Annotated in this window: 12 protein-coding genes; 10 read left to right on the top strand and 2 right to left on the bottom strand. The window is 49.1% G+C overall.

The genetic code is table 11. From position 1 onward, the window contains the following. The first annotated feature begins 74 nt into the window (after positions 1 to 74). Together ACZ5PW_RS08590 and ACZ5PW_RS08595 are read left to right on the top strand one after the other, a co-directional pair. Positions 75 to 1,739, top strand: coding sequence for a peptide-binding protein (locus ACZ5PW_RS08590; protein ID WP_464559891.1), 1,665 nt, complete (start codon positions 75 to 77; stop codon positions 1,737 to 1,739). Between the two features lie 3 nt (positions 1,740 to 1,742). Continuing rightward, the gene (locus ACZ5PW_RS08595; RefSeq protein ID WP_464559893.1) at positions 1,743 to 3,908 is read left to right on the top strand and encodes a RelA/SpoT family protein; all 2,166 of its coding nucleotides are present in this window, start codon (positions 1,743 to 1,745) and stop codon (positions 3,906 to 3,908) included. Between the two features lie 138 nt (positions 3,909 to 4,046). Here ACZ5PW_RS08595 and ACZ5PW_RS08600 read toward each other — a convergent pair whose 3' ends face one another. Further along, on the bottom strand, positions 4,047 to 4,580 hold the full coding sequence (locus tag ACZ5PW_RS08600; protein WP_464559895.1) for a cysteine hydrolase family protein: 534 nt from the start codon (positions 4,578 to 4,580) through the stop codon (positions 4,047 to 4,049). Positions 4,581 to 5,003: 423 nt separating this feature from the next. Between ACZ5PW_RS08600 and ACZ5PW_RS08605 the strand changes: the two genes are divergently transcribed. From ACZ5PW_RS08605 to ACZ5PW_RS08615, 3 genes are read left to right on the top strand one after another with little or no spacing between them, the layout of a single operon-like run. Continuing rightward, the gene (locus ACZ5PW_RS08605; RefSeq protein ID WP_464559897.1) at positions 5,004 to 5,678 is read left to right on the top strand and encodes a CerR family C-terminal domain-containing protein; all 675 of its coding nucleotides are present in this window, start codon (positions 5,004 to 5,006) and stop codon (positions 5,676 to 5,678) included. A gap of 4 nt (positions 5,679 to 5,682) precedes the next feature. Continuing rightward, positions 5,683 to 6,762 carry an efflux RND transporter periplasmic adaptor subunit gene (locus tag ACZ5PW_RS08610; RefSeq protein ID WP_464559899.1) on the top strand — a complete coding sequence of 360 codons (1,080 nt, stop codon included), beginning with the start codon at positions 5,683 to 5,685 and terminating at the stop codon, positions 6,760 to 6,762. Continuing rightward, positions 6,759 to 9,842 (top strand): efflux RND transporter permease subunit, encoded by a 3,084-nt coding sequence (locus ACZ5PW_RS08615; RefSeq protein ID WP_464559901.1) that lies wholly within the window; start codon positions 6,759 to 6,761, stop codon positions 9,840 to 9,842. Before ACZ5PW_RS08610 ends, ACZ5PW_RS08615 begins: the two co-directional genes overlap by 4 nt. A gap of 301 nt (positions 9,843 to 10,143) precedes the next feature. Here the strand turns inward: ACZ5PW_RS08615 and ispH are convergent, their stop codons facing one another. Continuing rightward, positions 10,144 to 10,992, bottom strand: coding sequence for a 4-hydroxy-3-methylbut-2-enyl diphosphate reductase (gene ispH / locus ACZ5PW_RS08620; protein WP_464559903.1), 849 nt, complete (start codon positions 10,990 to 10,992; stop codon positions 10,144 to 10,146). A 208-nt stretch (positions 10,993 to 11,200) separates the two neighbouring features. On the opposite strand from ispH, the gene ACZ5PW_RS08625 reads away from it, so the two are divergent. The 5 genes from ACZ5PW_RS08625 to hpnH all read left to right on the top strand — a co-directional run bounded on the left by ACZ5PW_RS08625 (position 11,201) and on the right by hpnH (position 18,017). Next, positions 11,201 to 12,583, top strand: a complete 1,383-nt coding sequence (locus ACZ5PW_RS08625; protein WP_464559905.1) for an aspartate aminotransferase family protein — start codon at positions 11,201 to 11,203, stop codon at positions 12,581 to 12,583. A gap of 195 nt (positions 12,584 to 12,778) precedes the next feature. Beyond that, entirely contained in the window at positions 12,779 to 15,469 is a 2,691-nt protein-coding gene (locus ACZ5PW_RS08630; protein WP_464559907.1) for an MMPL family transporter, read from the top strand. 3 nt (positions 15,470 to 15,472) lie between these two features. Then, positions 15,473 to 16,255, top strand: coding sequence for a PhnD/SsuA/transferrin family substrate-binding protein (locus ACZ5PW_RS08635; protein WP_464559909.1), 783 nt, complete (start codon positions 15,473 to 15,475; stop codon positions 16,253 to 16,255). Next, positions 16,255 to 16,968 (top strand): tetratricopeptide repeat protein, encoded by a 714-nt coding sequence (locus tag ACZ5PW_RS08640; RefSeq protein ID WP_464559911.1) that lies wholly within the window; start codon positions 16,255 to 16,257, stop codon positions 16,966 to 16,968. Before ACZ5PW_RS08635 ends, ACZ5PW_RS08640 begins: the two co-directional genes overlap by 1 nt. A 35-nt stretch (positions 16,969 to 17,003) precedes the next feature. Continuing rightward, positions 17,004 to 18,017, top strand: coding sequence for an adenosyl-hopene transferase HpnH (gene hpnH, locus ACZ5PW_RS08645; RefSeq protein WP_464559913.1), 1,014 nt, complete (start codon positions 17,004 to 17,006; stop codon positions 18,015 to 18,017). The last annotated feature ends 89 nt before the right edge of the window (positions 18,018 to 18,106 follow it).

An 18,106-nucleotide genomic window follows, 5' to 3' on the forward strand; every position in this document is an offset into this window, starting at 1 on the left:
ATTAGTCCATACTGATTACAGTATCAATGTAGTTGGCTTAATGGAAGATTTTTATGCATAAAAACAAGGAAAACATGAATAGATCAGCTATACTTTTCATTATTTTCGTATTTTTCGCCATGCTCAGCGGATGCGGTGAGCAATCGGATTCTATGGGTGAGAATAAAACAGGCAAGACTTCAGGGGCTCCTGTGGTCGAAGATAGCGAACCGGTCTACGGAGGCCGTTATACCGAGCCGACCCTTGCAGAGCCCATGTGTCTGATCCCTATGTTGTCGACTGATTCAGGAAGTGCGGCTATTCAAGACAAGCTTTATGTGGCTCCGCTTAAGTATAACAAAAATATTGAACTGGTGCCTGAAGCAGCGGAATCATACGAAGTCCTTGAAGATGGTAAGCTGTTCCGTTTTAAGTTGAGGGAAGACATCCGCTGGACAGATGGAACTCCTCTCACTGCAGAGGACGTTGAATTCACTTACAAAATGATGATCGACCCCGAGACTCCAACTGCCTATGCCGGAGACTACCTCAATATCAAGGAGTTCAAACGTACGGGTAAATTCACCTTTGAGGTTCTTTATGACAAGGTTTTTGCCCGTTCACTTATCACATGGGCACACCATATTCTCCCGAAACATATTCTCGAAAACGAAGATCTAAATACTACAAGTTACAGACGCAATCCAGTAGGAGCGGGTCCATACAAACTTAAGGAATGGGTTCCGGGCCGCAGAGTTGTACTTGAGGCCAATGAAGACTACTTTGAAGGACGACCATATATAGACGAGCGTGTTTACAGGGTCATTCCGGATCAGTCCACACAGTTTCTGGAGCTGAAAAGCCGTTCTCTAGATGATATGGGGCTGACTCCGCAGCAGTACCTTTTCCAGACCAAAGGCGGCGAATGGGAGCGTGATTTCCAGAAATTCAAATACCTCTCTTTTTCTTATGCCTATCTCGGCTTCAATATGGAAAGTCCTTTTTTCAAAGACGTGAAGGTTCGCCAGGCAATCAACTACGCAATTGATAAAGAGGAGATAGTCAAGGGGGTTCTGCTGGGACTCGGCTATCCTGCCATCGGCCCTTACAAGCCGGGCACATGGGTGTTCAATGACAAGCTCAAGCCTTATGGATATCATCTTGATAAAGCTAAAAAAATGCTGGATGAGGCCGGCTGGACTGATTCGGACGGTGACGGTGTGATTGACCGTGACGGCAGGCCTTTTTCATTCACGATTATCACCAATCAGGGAAATACCTTGCGTATTAAGGCTGCAACAATTATTCAGAACCGTCTAAAAGGGGTTGGGATTGATGTGAAGATCAGAACTGTGGAATGGGCGGCTTTTATCAAGGAGTTTATTGACAAAGGCCGTTTTGATGCCACTATTCTTGGTTGGAACATTCTGCAGGACCCGGATATTTATTCTGTCTGGCACTCCTCCAAAGCCGTGGTCGGCGGACTTAATTTTATAAGATACAAAAACAGCGAAGTGGACGAACTACTTGAAAAAGGGCGATCTACATTGGATCAGAAAGAACGTAAGGTTTTTTATGACCGGATACAGGAGATAATGCATGAGGAGCAGCCTTATTGCTTCCTGTACGTTCCCATGGCCCTGCCCATTTTCAATAACCGCATCAAGGGACTCGAAATCGCCCCTGCCGGAATTGACCACAACTCCAATGAATGGTGGATTCCCAAAGCACTGCAGAAGAAATTAACATTACAGCAGTAGAATATGATACGCATTAACGAAATCACTGACATCGTCAGTTCCTATATCGATGATCCCGATCTGGCTCTGATCCAGAGGGCATACGTCTTTTCCGCAAGAGCCCATGAGGGACAGGTGCGCCTATCCGGTGAGCCTTACCTTGCCCATCCCCTGCATGTTGCCAAGATCCTCGCGGACATGCGTCTGGACGAGCCTACGGTCGCGGCCGGGCTTCTGCATGACACTGTTGAGGATACCGATGCCACCATTGATGAGATTGCTGATCTTTTCGGTGAGGAAGTAGCCGATATTGTTGACGGGGTGACCAAGATCAGCATGATGGACTTCGAGTCCAAGGCGATCGCCAAGGCCGAGAATATCCGAAAGATGATTCTGGCCATGGCCGAGGATATCCGTGTTCTCATGGTCAAGCTGGCAGACCGCCTGCATAATATGAGCACTCTTGATTTCCAGAAGAATTACAAGCAGATACTTATCGCTCAGGAAACCATGGACATCTATTCTCCCCTTGCCAACAGGCTGGGGCTGTACATGGTTAAAAGAGAGCTTGAGGATCTCTGTTTCTATTATCTCAAGCCCGACCGCTATAAGGATATCAAGGACGGTCTGGCCCGCCATACGACTATTGGTAAAGAGTATGTGAACAAGGTTGTCGGCCTGCTGGGGGATATTCTCAAGGATAACGGGATTCCCGGAAATGTGTACGGCAGGACCAAGCACATATACAGCATCCATAAGAAAATGGAGCGGCAGAACCTGCAGCTTGATGAGGTGCATGATATTATCGCATTCCGGGTCATTACCGACTCGGTAAAGGACTGTTATTCAATACTTGGTCTGGTTCATGCCATGTGGAAACCGGTTTCGGGACGTTTCAAGGATTATATCTCCATCCCGAAGGCCAACATGTACCAGAGTCTGCATACTACGGTAATCGGCCCGGAAGGGGAGCGTATTGAAATCCAGATACGTACCGAAGAGATGCAGAAGGTTGCGGAATACGGTGTTGCAGCGCACTGGCAGTATAAGGAATCCGGTTCCAGCGCCGCCAAGCAGAACCGTGACGCTGAAAGGTTTTCATGGTTGCGTCAGATTATGGACTGGCAGCGTGAGCTTGAAGATCCCCGTGAATTCATGGCCTCTCTGCGTTTTGATCTTTTCAATGACGAAGTTTATGTCTTCACCCCTGCGGGGGAGATCAAAGAACTTCCCGACGGAGCCACCCCGGTTGATTTCGCTTATTCAATTCATACGGAAGTCGGCAACCACTGTGCCGGAGCCAAGGTAAACGGCAGGCTTGTTCCGCTGAATACTTCCCTTAAAAACGGTGATACCATTGAAGTGCTCACCGACAAGAAACGCAAGCCCAGCCGTGACTGGCTGAAATTTGTCAAAACAGCCAAGGCCCGGACACGGATCAAGCATTACATCCGAACTGAAGAGCGGACCCGTTCCATCATTCTCGCCAAGGAAATGCTGGAAAAAGAAGGCCGCCGCATGAATATCAACATAGCCAAGGCCATGAAGGACGGCTATTTTGTAATGCTGGCTGATGAATTTTCCTGTGGAAGTGTGGACGACCTGCTTTCCAACATCGGCTATTCACGCCTTACTCCCAAGAAAGTGCTGCGCCGCCTTTACGCTGTTCTGAACGAGGAAGAGGGTATTCCCGAAGAGCCGAAGCAGGATGCTCAGCACAGTAACGGGGAAGAAGCCAGCAAGGGTGCCGCAAGCTCCATTGATATCGAAGGTGTGGACAATGTCCTTATCCGTTTCGCGGGTTGCTGTACGCCTCTGCCCGGCGAGCCTATCATCGGTTATATCAGTCGTGGCAGGGGAGTGGTCATCCATTCGGCCACCTGTCCCAATATCAAAAGCCTTGAAGCGGAACGCCTGCTGAACGTTTCATGGGTAGGCGGTCAGGAAGAAGCGTCCCATCCGGCCCAGATCAGGGTTCGTTGCAGAAACCGTAAAGGTATGCTGGCGGAAATCAGTACGATTCTGACTGAAATGGACGTGAATATAGATTCCGGTAACTTTAAGTCAGATCTGGATGGAAGTTCCATTCTTGAATTCACAGTTGAGGTCACTGACCTCGGCCATCTGCACCGTTCACTCAACAAGGTCAAAACCATCGAAGGTGTGCTTGAAGCCATAAGGCTCAGCTAGCTTTCGGCAGGACATGAAAATACATACTCCCGCGGAATTCATTTTCCGCGGGAGTATTTTTTTTCGGCTTTATGTATATTTTCAGCGTTCTGCTGATTTTGTATTTAAGTTTTCCTTACAACTCGGCTGCAATAAATCTTACATCATTTCCAGAATTTTATCGGTGCTTAAAACCTTTACCGGAGCGGGGCTGTAGAATTCCGACCATACGAAATTATGATGCTCTATTATAATTTTTGCGTCCAGATATGGTTTGTCCGCGGTCGTGTGGGCATCCGAGGGAACAAGAACTTTGTATCCAAGGCTGGAAGCCTGTCTGACAGTGGTATCGATGCAGAAATCTGTGCAGCATCCGGTTATGATCAGTTCATCGGCATGCAGTTCGGTGAGCCTGTCGGCAAGATCTGTTGCGGCGAAAGAGTCACAGCATTTTTTATCTACTGCGATGTCTGACTCGCGGTAATCCAGCTCGTTCACAATCTTCCATCCTTCAGAACCCGGTTTCAGTCCGTCATCATCACAGCCGCTGTGCCGGACGAAAAGAATAGGAATATTCTTTTTTCTGGCTTGACCTATCAGTGAATTGATCCGTTGAGTGACTCCACGGGCGTCATAGCGGGGATTTTTTCCAAACAGTGCCTGTTGCATATCAATGACCAGCAGTGCTTTCATACTCTTTACCGCCTTTCTTGAAACTGTTTTATCCAATAAGCAATTTGTAATCCTTTCTGATAGATAAATAAAGCTCTGCCTGCATTTGCAGGGGGTGAATTCATATATATTGACACTCTTGTATGCTGACGAACGTAAGTTTAAAACATTTCTTTTAAACAAACGTTTGACATTGTGGTGAACGGTGTTTAGTTTTCTTTCAACGAGAAATTAAATTCCATCATCTCTGCTTACCCTTTCGCAGGCAGCCAACTGTTATATCCGCAAACCGGTTGTTGTTTGTCGTTTCAGCCCAAAGCAGAAAGTTTTTTCCAAGGGACAGTGCTTCCTCGGATTTAAGGAATCAAGCTATACGTCCAAGCGCTCAGCGCATCAAAATTCATCATATGAGATGAAATATCCGGTACAAGAGGTTTTTCAGATATGACAGTTAATCCCAAAGGTAAAACGAACAAGGCCAGAGGCGAGGAAACCCGCGAGAGACTAATAGAAGTCGGCATGCAGCTTTTCGGCATGAACGGGTTCAACGGAGTAAGTATGCGCAACCTTGCTTCCAAGGCGGAAGTCAACCTTGCTACCGTAGGGTATCATTTCGGGGGCAAACAGGGGCTTTACGAAGCTATTCTGTGGAAGATCGTATCTGTCCGGGATGAGGTAATGCCCGGAATTGATGCGGTCAGAGAGCAGGTGGAACGCTGCCGGGCCGGAGAAGTTTCTAAAAAGGACCTTGTTTCCTGGTATTTTACGGAAATGATGACCGGTATGACCGGTAACCCCTCTTCGGTCTGGGGAACCATGATCATTCACAGGGAACTGGCCGCACCGAGTGAGTCTTACGGTATTCTGGAAAAGGAATTTTTTGATCCAAGTTGGAATTCAATGGAGGCCCTGCTACGGGCTGTTATGCCAGAAGATTCGAGCCACATGGAAGTACTTCTCACAGGTCTTTCACTGATCGGGATTGTTTTGAAGTTCATCCATCCCAAAGCATTCAACGACAGAATGGGCTGGGATAAAATTACCCCGGAACGTCTTGAACAAATCACTGAAATTCTGGCCAGAAGGGCTGTGGCCTTTGTCTGTTGTCAGGAGGTATAGACAAATGAAAAAGATAATAGTTTTAACAACGTTAATATTTGCTGCGGCTCTTACCGGATGCAAGGAAAAGCCAGCTCCGTCCCAGGAAGTGCTGCGTCCGGTAAAGACTATGCAGGTCGGTGAAGCATCTTCAAGCAGGCAGTGGGTCTTTTCCGGTACTGCTGAAGATGCTCTGCGTTCTGATCTGTCCTTCCGTGTGGGGGGAAAGATAGTTTCTTTCCCCGGTGACCAGATCGGGCGCAAGTTCAAGTCCGGGGAGGTCATAGCCCGTCTTGATCCCGCTGATTATGAGTTGGAAGTACGCCAGAGTGAGTCTAATCTGGAGCAGATCCGGGCGAACTATGTTCGCGCCAAGGCAGATGTCAAAAGGATCAGGACGCTTTACGAGCGCAAGGTTATTTCAAAATCCGAGCTGGATCAGGCAGTGGCGGATTTCAAGTCATTTCAGGCTCAGCTCAACGCTTCCGCCAAGCAGTTGGATATCGCACGCAAGAGGTTGCGCTATACGGTGCTGAAGGCCCCTTTTGACGGTTGGGTTGGCGGTGTTGAGGTCAATATCCACCAGAATGTCCAGTCCGGTCAGACTGTTGTTGAATTCAATGCCGGAAAGCAGATGAAAATGTCCATCTCCCTGCCCGACACACTTATTTCTGAAGTGGAGGAAGGAGAGAAGGTTCAGGTGACTTTTGATGCCCTTCCCGGAAAAGTCATGGACGGCGTGATTATGGAGGTCGGTATCGGGACTAATCAGGGTGCTTCCTTCCCGGTCAAGGTCTATCTCGATAATTCGGACCAGCTGATTCGCAGCGGCATGTCCGGAAATGTGTGCTTCGCCAACCGCTCTGTAGCATCAAATGTGTTTGTCGCGCCTTCCGCAATTGTGGGAAATCCCGATGGAAGCAAGCATGTATGGGTCGTGAAGGATGGATCGGTAGTAAAGCGCAGGGATGTTGAGGTCGGCCCAGTTTCAGCCAAGGGTGTACTGATTCTCAGCGGACTTGAGCATGGTGATACCGTTGTAACCAGAGGTGTTCATTCTCTCAAGGATGGTATGAAGGTCAGGAATGTCGGAGGCATGTCGTGAATCTTGCAAAATGGTGCATAGAAAATAACAGGACCTCGCTGGTCCTGTTTGTACTTATTGCTTTCGCGGGGGTCTCGACCTTTTTCAGTATCCCCAAATCCGAGGATCCTGATTTCACTATCCGTACGGCAATCGTTTCAACTGTTTTTCCCGGAGCATCACCGCAGAGGGTGGAAGAGCTGGTAACCGACAAGCTTGAAGAGAAAATCCGTGAAATAGATGTAATCAAGAATGTGAGATCCCAGTCCATGACCGGGCTGTCCATAATAGAAGTCGAGTTTCAGGACAGCCAGAAGAACATGGACCCTGTATGGCAGAGGCTTCGTAACAAGGTTGATGATGCAAAAAAAGATCTTCCTGATGAAGCGTATGAGCCTGTTGTCAACGATGAATTCGGCGATGTGTTCGGTATTGTTGTAGCTCTTACCGGAGACGGCTTTACTTACCGTGAATTAAAAGACGTTGCCGACTACACCCGTGACGAACTTCTCGATATCCCCAGTGTTGGCAAGGTGGACCGCTGGGGGCTTCAGGATGAACGGATTTTTGTGGATTTTTCGAACTCGCGTATGGCTGCTGCGGGAATAACTCCTTTTGCTCTGGGGCAGATGATCAACTACCAAAATGTCATACGTCCCAGCGGTTCCGCACAGGTCGGCCCGGAAAGGATTTATATAGAGCCGACAGGCGAATTCAAATCCGTGAAAGATATTGCGGACATGTCCCTGAGGGTTGAGGGCATGAAAACATCCATAAAGCTTTCCGATGTTACCGAGGTCAGCCACGGTTTTGCCGATCCTCCGGGAGTAATGGCCCGTTATAACGGCGAACCCGCCATTGTTCTTGCTATTTCCATGGCTGACGGTAACAACATCATGGAAGTGGGCAAGCTGGTCAGCGAAAAGCTGAGCAAGCTTTCCAAGGATCTTTATCACGGCATGGAATACAATGTCCTTGTCTACCAGCCGGATTATGTTGATACCGCAGTAACGGATTTCATGATCAACCTTCTTGAATCCTTTGTTTTTGTTGTTATTGTAATTCTGGTCTTCGCCGGATTCAGGACCGGACTTATCGCGGGGTCACTTGTTCCCATGGCCATGCTGGGCTGCATCGCGCTGATGCCTCTTTTTGATGTGGGAATGCAGCGTATCTCAATTGCCTCGCTGATTATTTCTCTGGGTATTCTTGTTGATAACGGTGTGGTTGTTTCCGAAGCAATATTAGTCCGGCTTGCCGCCGGGGAGGACAGGCTCAAGGCTGTCGTCAATTCGGTTTCGGAATTGTGGATGCCGCTTCTGGCTGCATCACTGACAACGATATTCGCCTTTCTGCCGATTCCTCTGGCTGAGAATGCAACGGGTGAATACTGTTTTTCACTTTTTATCGTGGTCAGTCTGACCCTGCTTTGTTCGTGGGTTCTTTCCATGTCTATGGTTCCCATGCTCTGCTATTACGTGCTCAAGCCGAAACTTGTCATCCAGACATTTTCCAGCCGCATGTACCGTATCTACCGGGGAATGCTGCTTTTCTGCCTCAAGTACCGGACTTTATTTCTTGCAGTGGTGCTTGCCGGTTGCATGGCCGCTTTCTGGGGATTTCAGTTTGTTCCCAAAATGTTTTTCCCGCCCAACGAAAGAGCGCAGTTCACAATTGATTTCTGGCAGCCTTTCGGAACCGATATTACCGCCACAGCGGAAGAAGTCGGCAAACTCGAACAATTGCTGCTCGCAGATGAAGGTGTGGAAAGTATCGGAACATTTATAGGCCACGGCGGTCCGCGCTGGTATCTGCCCCTGAACCTTGAACAGCGGAACGACAACCTTGCCACTTTTGTGGTCAACACCAAAAGTGTTCCGGCAACGGATGAAGTCATCGAGCGGACCCGTCAGACATTGAACGCCAATTTCCCGGATGCCGATTTCAGTCTCAAAAAACTCATGAACGGTCCGCCTGTCGGTGCTCCGGTTCAGATACGTATTTCCGGACCGGACCAGAAAACCCTTTATCACCTGCGGGACAAGGTGGTCGCCCTTCTGGAGAAGACTCCCGGTGTTTCCCGTGTATGGGATGACTGGGGGCAGTGGACCAAGAAAATGGAAGTGGTAGTTGATCAGGATAAGGCCCGTCAGGCAGGTCTAACAAGTTCTGACGTGGCATTGAGCCTGCAATCGAGCATGAGCGGATATCAGGCTTCAACCTATCGCGACGGGGATACAAATATTCCCATCATGCTGCGTACCCAGGGGGAATTCCGTGACCGTCTGGACAAACTGGACAGCCTCAATATCTTCTCCGCTCAGGATCGGAAAAGTGTCCCTCTCAGTCAGATCGCCAGCTCCAAGCTGGTCTGGCAGCCTTCGGATATCCGCCGCAGGGATCAGACCAGAACAATGACCGTTAAAGCGGATCTTTATGACGGTTATTTTGCCATGCTGACACTGGACGCGGTACGTCCTGACATCACTGCTATGATGGAATCTACCGACTGGCCTGTAGGCTATTCCGTAGAATACGGCGGAGAGTTCGAAAAGAGCGTTGAAAGTCAGGAGGCCATCAACGCCAACATGCCTCTTGCAATGGGACTTCTGGTACTTGTACTGGTATTCCAGTTCAACTCCCTCAGGCGTCCGCTGATCATTCTGTTGACTCTGCCGCCCATGATGTGCGGTATCACTCCGGGGATGATTCTTACCAATTCCCCCTTCGGATTCATGCCTATGCTTGGAATGATCAGTCTGCTGGGGATTATCGTGAATAACGCTATCATGTTGATTGACCGTATTGAAATCCAGCGGAACAAGGGAATATCTCTTGATGATTCAATCGTGCTGGCCTCACTTGAGCGTGCAAGGCCTATCATCATGACTGCCACTACCACGATCATCGGGATGGTTCCGCTATCACTGCAGGGCGGGGAAATGTGGAGACCCATGGCTAACTGCATCATGTCCGGCCTGATGTTCGCCACCGTACTGACCCTGATTCTCTGTCCGGTTCTTTATTCTGTTTTCTTCAGACAGAACTTCAAGGGATACCAGTGGAATCCGGAGGTGATTGAAAAGGGAAGTGATCTTTAGGCTGCTATTCAAAAACGTAGTGCCCCGTTATTCCTGATCCTTACCGGTCCGCTTCCGGCTATGGGTCTAGTTACTGACAATAAAGCCCGTGATGTCGAAAGACATCACGGGCTCATTTTGTTGGTCTGCTGATAAGGTTTAAATTCAGATGTTACGAATAAGTACCATTCAAGACTATTATGCCGGGCCTCCGGTAATGTTTTAACAGTCAAGAATCATCTGCGCTGTAAAGTAAACTTTCAGTGCGCCTTGAAGCTCATAATTGTATGCGGCAGTGGTGTAAAAACTCTGTTCAGCTTGTCTACAATCTTTCCAGAGTCTGCTCAATGCTGTCCACCAGACGTTTGGGAGTAGATGCCCCCGCAGTCAGGCCGATTTTTTTCAGTCCTTTTAGTTCATCGAGGGGCAGTTCGCTTTCAACTTCCACGTGGGTGCATTTGGTTCCCGCTGTTTCAACCACCTGAACCAGACGGCGGGTGTTTCCGCTGATGCGTCCGCCCACAACAATCATGTGGTCAACTTCACCGGAAAGGGTGATGGCTTCCTCCTGACGCTGGCGGGTTGCGTCGCAGATGGTGTTCAGGGTTACGAAGTCTATATTCTTTTTCTCAAGATATTTGATGCTCTCTTCGTATATTTTGCGGTCCTGAGTGGTCTGGGCCGCCAGACAGTATTTCTTGTCAGGATCAAGCTCGATTGCATCCAGTTCTTCAAGTGAATCAAAAAGATGAGTTCCTGAGGGGGCGTAGCTCAGAAGGCCTTTGACCTCGGGGTGGCTGTCTTCACCGTAAAGAAGAAGAATACGGTTGTCTTCGGTGTTCTTCTTAATAAGCAGTTGAGCTTTTTTAACCTTGGGGCAGGTTGCGTCAATTACATAAACTCCACGGGAGCGAAGGTCTTCTTCCGCCTGTTTGGGAATTCCATGGGCCCTGATTACAACATAAGCTCCTTCGGGAATGTCTTCGGTGGATTCTGCTGTGATGACACCCTGCTTTTCATAATCTTCAAGAACCTGGGGATTATGAATGATCGGGCCCAGTATGTATATTTTTACGCTTTCGTTCTTATCGATGAGAGAGTCCAGTTTGTTCAGTGCAAGGTCAACACCCATGCAGAATCCTGCTGTCTCCGCTCTGATAACTTCAACCATGTTATGGCCTCCTGAATTATACTTTGCGTTTCAACGCATTCATTGTCTGTAATTTTTTTGGCAAGGTACAGCCCAACCGGAATTTTGGCAATGCGTGAATGAAGGCTCGGGTATCCTTTGATAAGCCATTGACCACAGCAGGGAAGGGGAGTATTTCTCAAAAAAATCTATTCTACTCTACTTCAAAAAGTATATTGGAGCCTGATTAATGAGTTCTGAGATCATCAAGAAATATAAAGAAAAAATAGCTGAAGCTTATGATTTGCATCGCAAATATGTTAACCCCCAGTTTGTGCGGGTTCTGGAAGTAATCGGTTACAACCGTAACTACGTTTCGGCTCAAGGCGCGTACCTTACCGATGCCAAAGGTGTTGAGGTCCTTGATTTCCTCTCCGGTTTCGGAGTCTATAATATAGGAAGGAACCATCCTCATGTAGCTCAGGTGCTGCATGAAACTATTGATGCCAAAACCGCCAGTCTTGTGCAGATGGATCTCGGTGTTCTTTCAGGGATGCTTGCTGAAAAACTTGCTGAAATCGCTCCCGGTGACCTTGAAGCCGTGTTTTTTACCAACTCCGGAACAGAAGGGGTTGAGGGTGCTCTCAAGTTTGCACGGCAGGCCAGCGGAAAGCACAAGGTTGTGCACTGCCACCATGCTTTTCACGGCCTGACCCTCGGTTCACTCTCCGTAAACGCCAACCGTGAGTTCAGGGACCGTAACGAGCCGCTTCTCCCGGACTGTGTCCCTGTGCCTTTCAATGATCTTAAAGCTCTTGAGGATGCTTTTCGCGCGGGTGATGTTGGTGCTTTCATCTTTGAGACCGTTCAGGGTAAAGGCGTCTTTGTTCCTGAAGAAGGGTATATGCAGGGAGTGCGTGAACTCTGCGACCGTTACGGAGTCTACATGATAGCGGACGAAGTCCAGTGCGGCATGGGCCGGACCGGAAAGATATTCGCGGTTGAACACTGGGATGTTAAGCCGGATCTTCTGGTTATTTCCAAGGCGCTCTCCGGTGGTTTTATTCCTGTCGGGGCAATTATCACCACCCGTGAGATTCACGGAAAAATTTTTGATTGTATGGAGCGCTGTTTCGCTCATTCTAATACTTTCGGCCAGAATGATCTGGCTATGGCTGCCGGACTTGCTACAATTGAAGTCATTGAGCAGGAGAATCTGGTTGAGAACGCCGCCCGCATGGGAGACCGCATTCTGGAAGGAATGAATAAACTTGTCGATAAGTATGAAATGCTCAAGGAGGTTCGCGGCAAAGGGCTAATGGTCGGAATGCAGTTCGGCGAGCCTAAATCAATGGGACTCAAGGCCAGTTGGAAGCTGCTGCACAAGATGAATGATGACCTGTTCTGCCAGATGATAACCATGCCCTTGCTGGAAAAACACAATATTCTCAGTCAGGTGGCCGGACACGGTCTGGATACAGTAAAGATTCTTCCGCCGCTTATGATTAATGACGAGGATGTGGACAAGTTTCTTGAAGCCATGGACGATGTACTCAAGGAAGCGCATAAGATTACCGGTTCGGCTTGGAAGACAGTGAAGGATCTGGGAATCCGTACCGCAAAAACTTCCTAGATTTAGGACCATTCCCCTGAATGGGGTTTCCCGTCTGAGCGGACTTTCATGATTTAAAGGCGATCTTACCTTGAATTGCCTGCCGTAATGGCTTCATCAATCAGTTTATTTCAGAAGGCAGACTGTGCTATGGTTTGCCTTCTTTGCTTATATTTTTAGAAAAGACCCGCGGCAGTCTGCGTGGGCATGAATTAAGTGAACGTTTTCAAGAAAATTCAAGTAAAGCTGATCCGCTCCATTTGGAATATGGTGCGCAGGGCTCCAGCCCTGATTGTTATCTGCGCTATTTTGCTGGCTGCGGTATGCGGTGTTTCCTCCGCCTTGTGGCTTAGGCTGGACAGCGATCAGGACAATCTGATTTCCCATGAGCTTCCTTTTCAGAAGCGCAATCTGGAGCAGATAAGAAATTTCGGGGATCAGGAATATATGTTCGTGGTCATCAAGACTGGCGGAACTGACGAAGGTAAAGAAAAGTCCGCCGCATTTGCCGCTTCCATGGCTGCAAAGCTTGAGAAACACCCCGAACTGGTCAAAGAGGTTCACTACGCCATGTCCGCCCGCGATATGGGCCCCGGAGTGTTGATGTTCGCCAGCCCTGACGAGTTAAGGGAATTTGTCAACCTTGCCCGTGATTTTGGACCTCTGGGCCGTGAATGGTTCGAAGAACCGGGGCTGACCAGATTTCTGGATATGACCGCCGGACTGCTTTCAGGAAAATCCGGAGGAGGTGCGGCAGATCCTGAAATGTTCGGCCCGGTGATGAATTCACTTGATGCTTTTGTGGGGGATATGGAATCCGCCCTGATGCACGGTTCCAATCCTGAACTGGCTGGAGCTCCCGTATTGGGGCTGGATAAGGCGGGCATCCATTATTTTTATACCCGAAACGGGAAGCTCCTGATCATGCGAATCCTGCCCAAGAAGGATTTCGGGGCCATGGATGTTATCGGTCCTTCCCTGACTTTCGTTCGTCAGGCACTGGAGCAGACCCGCGAGGAATTTCCGGAAATAGAAGCTGGGCTGACCGGAAGACCTGTTCTTTCAGCGGATGAAATGCACACCACGGATCAGGATATGACCATTGCGGCCATTATTTCCGTGGTTCTTGTCGGGCTGATGTTCATGATTATCCTGCATGGCTGGCTGCGGCCCATGCTGGTCATGGTTTCACTTTTCTGCGCCATGGCCTGGACTTTCGGCTTTACGCTGGTCACTCTCGGCAGTCTTAACCTGCTTTCCATTGTTTTCGCTCTGGTGCTGGTCGGTATAGGTGTCGACTTCGGCATCCATGTTGTCATGCGCTATGTTGAGGCAACCGGTTCTGGTATGACTCCTGACGATGCGGTTGAGGAGGCTCTTGTCCACACCGGGCCGGGAGTATTGCTCGGTGGAATAACTTCCGTCTGCGCTTTTTACGCTGTGCTCGGGCAGGAGTTTGTAGGTCTTGCTGAGCTTGGACTGGTGGGGGGAACCGGAATCATTTTCTGTCTCATATCCATGTTGACTGTACTGCCGTCCATGCTTCTCATTGCCGGAAGGCGTAATCTTTTCCCTTCATCCCGTCCGCGCATGGTCACCATGCCTTTCATGGAAAAGATTGTTTCCCGTCCGGTTGCCGTGCTTATTGTTGCTGCTGTGCTTACTGCTCTTGCTTACCCGGGTATCAAAAAGGCCGGATTCAATTACAATCTGCTGGAATTGCAGGCCGAGGGCCTAGAATCGGTTGAGTACGAACACGTTCTAATCAATGATTCCGATGAGTCCACCTGGTTTGCGGTTATGACAAGACCGGACCTAGGAAGTGTGCGGTCCCTCATTTCCGAGCTGAAACAGGTTCCTTCGATCGGTCGTATTGAATCCATCCTTGATTACCTTCCGGAGGGTCAGAAGGAAAAAGCGGAAATACTCCGGGGCGAGGCAAGGATTCTCGATGGCATCGATTTCGACAAAAATGAATTTTATACTCTAGAACCCTACAAGATTCAGGTTGCTCTGGCCAACCTGATTGAAGCCCTTCTCGATCTGGAGGAAAAGCTGTTTTCAGCCGGGGCCAAAGATGAGATGAATAAGGTCTCAGCTATTATTGAAAAGGCTGAAAATTGTATAGACCTGATAGAGAGTAACCCGTCAGTTACCGTTAATCTTGCCGAGCTTCAGAGCCGTCTGGTAGCTGAACTCGGGGATTCATTCAAGTGGCTTAAGGAAATTCTTGAAGTCCGTTCGGTGGGGCCCGATGATCTGCCCGCGCAATTGCGAAGCATGTTTGTCGGTAAAGACGGAATGTTCATGGTCAAGGTTTCCCCGGTGGAGAATGTCTGGGATTTTGAAAAGCTGAAAGGATTTGTTGCCGACCTGCGCAGGATTGACCCGCATGTGACCGGAGTTCCAGTGGTTGTGCTTGAATCTTCTTTACTGATGCGGGAAACTTTTCTGGAAGCGGCTGGACTGACTTTGATAATGGTTTCCCTGATCCTTTTCCTTACTTCTTTCAGGATCAGTTATGTTCTCCTGACTCTTGTGCCTTTAATGGCCGGTATATTCTGGCTTCTTGAGGTTATGGGGCTAACCGGTTTGAGCTTTAATTTAGCCAACTTCTTTGCTATTCCAGTGCTTATCGCCATCGGCGTTGACGGCGGGGTTCATTTTCTGGCCCGCTGGAAGGAGCTTTCGCCCGGCGAAAGACTCTATGACACGAGCACACCTGTGGCTGTAGGTCTAAGCTTTTGCACCACCATGATCGGTTTCGGTGGGCTGCTGCTTGCGCATCACCGGGGGCTGGCTTCCCTTGGCGGGATAATGGTGACCGGATCGGCAACCTGCCTTGTGGGATGCATGGTCGTGCTTCCGGCTGTTTTCAGACTGATTGAAAAGATCAAGGGAAGATAAAACATGTTCAGAAAAGTTTTGCTTATAGCGTGCGTTCTGGTTCTGGCTTTTGCGGCCAAGGCTTTTGCCGATGGAAGATTTGATTTTGCGGTCATTCAGCCCGGACAGCCCGGCAGCACTGCTGACGCTCAGCCGGTAATGGATGAACTCGCTTCCTACCTGAGCGGGAAAATGGGTGTTCCGGTAAAAGGTGTTTATTTCAATGATCTTAGTGAATCTACAGCTTATCTGAGCAAGAATACTCCAGCATGGGGAATCACCGGATTGACTTTTTTCAAGAGTTTCAAGGGTAAGTTTAAAATGGTCCCGGTGGCTGCCACTCTGCCTCAGGGGCTTGAGAAAGATGTCTGGCGGCTCATAGTCCCGGCAGGCGGTCCCGATTCCGTGGATGAAATCAAGGGTAAGGTATACGGTTCAATGCTCTATACTCCGGAAGCCCGTGATATCCTGCTTGGCGGTGAAAAGAATTCTTTTTTCGAGATGGAAGGCACGCACCGGGCGTTGCGCATGCTGCGCAAGGTGAATAAAGGGCGCGCTTCCGGAGTCTGCCTTGACGCGGTTCAGTATTCCGTTATTGAAGGTTCCGGTCGTTATGACAACACCAAGGTCGTCTATACCTCGCAGAAACTGCCCACCAGTCCGGTTGTATGGTTCGGTGATACCACTGATGATTCACTGCGGCTGCAATCAGTGCTGCTCGATATGGCAGATGATCCTGCCGCAAAGGATATTCTCAAGCTGTTGCAGACCGAAGGTTTCAATCCGGCTGACGGAGAACTGAAGTAATGGCGGCCTTTCGTCTGCTCCTAATTCTGGTCCTGGCTTTAAGCTGCGGCTGTGCAGGTGTGAGGAACGATCTCCCTGTTTATGAATATGAGTCTGACGGGGTGGTATTATGGAAGCCATGTTCCCGTGCGCAGGCTGAAATTTTATCTTCCGGAGCGGGCAGCAATGATATCCTGCAGTCCGCTGCCTGTTCGGCATGGCTTCTGGAAAGCGGGATGGTCAAAAGTACCGGTTTCGCCAAAGACAGTCAGGCCCCGCTTCAAAAATTCCTGCAGAAAAATCCCAAGTCCGGCCTCGGACACTATCTTTTGGCTTATTTAGTTGCTAAAGAGGCCCAGCTTGCTCCGCTCAGAGGACTTGACCTTGTGCCTGTCATGGAGCAAGAAGCACTTCGGGCGTCCAGTCTTGATCCGCAGGTTGACTTCGGCGGACCGGACCGGATGCTTGGTAATCTTTATCTTCAGGCCCCATCTCCACCGGTGAGTGTAGGCGATATCGATAAGGCTCTTGAGCATTACGAAAAGGCTGTAGCTACAGCACCTGATTTCGCTATGAACAGGCTGGGGCTGGCAACAGCACTTCTTGAAGATGATGAAACCGAAGAAGCCTGTGCGCAGTACGAAAAGGCTCTGAAGAGTAAAAAATTTCACGAAAAACTATTGAAAACGGAAGCAGTCGCTTCTTTGATAAAAGCCTGCTCCGCTAAAAAATAACCCGCCTGAATAATGGCGGAAAAGAGGTTGATCCCTTGGCAATTCCCGCAATTCAAGTAGCTAGACTTGGCAAATATATTCTCACCCAGACCATTAAGGGCAACAAGCATTATCCGCTTGTCCTGATGCTTGAGCCTCTCTTTCAGTGCAACCTGCGTTGTAAGGGGTGCGGTAAGATCGGGCATTCTCCGGAAATCATGAACAAGCGCCTCTCCATTGAAGAGTGTATCGAGGCTGTAGAAGAATGCGGAGCACCCATTGTTTCCATTCCCGGCGGTGAACCGCTGCTGCATCCAGACATGCCGAAGATTGTGGAAGAACTGATCAAGCGTAAAAAGTTCGTTTATCTCTGCACCAACGGCCTTCTCGTGCCGGAACGCATTCATGAGTTTACTCCCAGTCCCTATCTGACTTTCAACCTGCATCTGGATGGACAGAAAGAGATTCATGACAAGATCGTTTGCAAGGACGGAGTGTTCGATAACAGTGTTTCAGTTATCAAGATGCTGAAATCCAAAGGATTCCGGGTTGTAACCAACACCACTCTTTTCGGCGGCCAGACTGCTGAAAACGCCGCTGAATTTTTTGATTTTCTCATGGACCTCAAAATTGACGGCATGACTCTTTCGGCGGCGTTCAGCTACGAAGCTGCGGCGGATCAGGACAGTTTTCTTACTCGTGAGCAGTCGGTTAAACTGTTTCGCGAAATCTTCAAGCTGGGTAAAGGCAGGAACTGGGATTTCAGCCACAGCAGTTTTTATCTTGATTTTCTGGCCGGAAACCAGGATTACAAATGTTCTCCGTGGGGTAACCCCTCCCGTTCGGTCCTTGGCTGGCAGCGCCCCTGTTATCTGCTTGAGGACGGTTTTGTTTCTTCCTACAAAGAACTCATGGAACAGACTGACTGGGATAAATTCGGAGTGGGTAACGATCCCCGTTGCGCGAACTGCATGGTTCATTGCGGTTTCGAACCGACCGCGGTATCCGATTCCGTCAGACGTCCGCTTAAAGGGCTCATGCTCGCTCTGAAAGGAATTGATGTGGATTAGCAGGCTGCTGCTGAAACATCTTTTGTTTTTCAATCAAAAAACAGCCCGCCGGAATTATCCTGCGGGCTGTTTTTTTTAGTGGTCTGTCA

The sequence above is a fragment of the Maridesulfovibrio salinus genome (assembly GCF_055394525.1).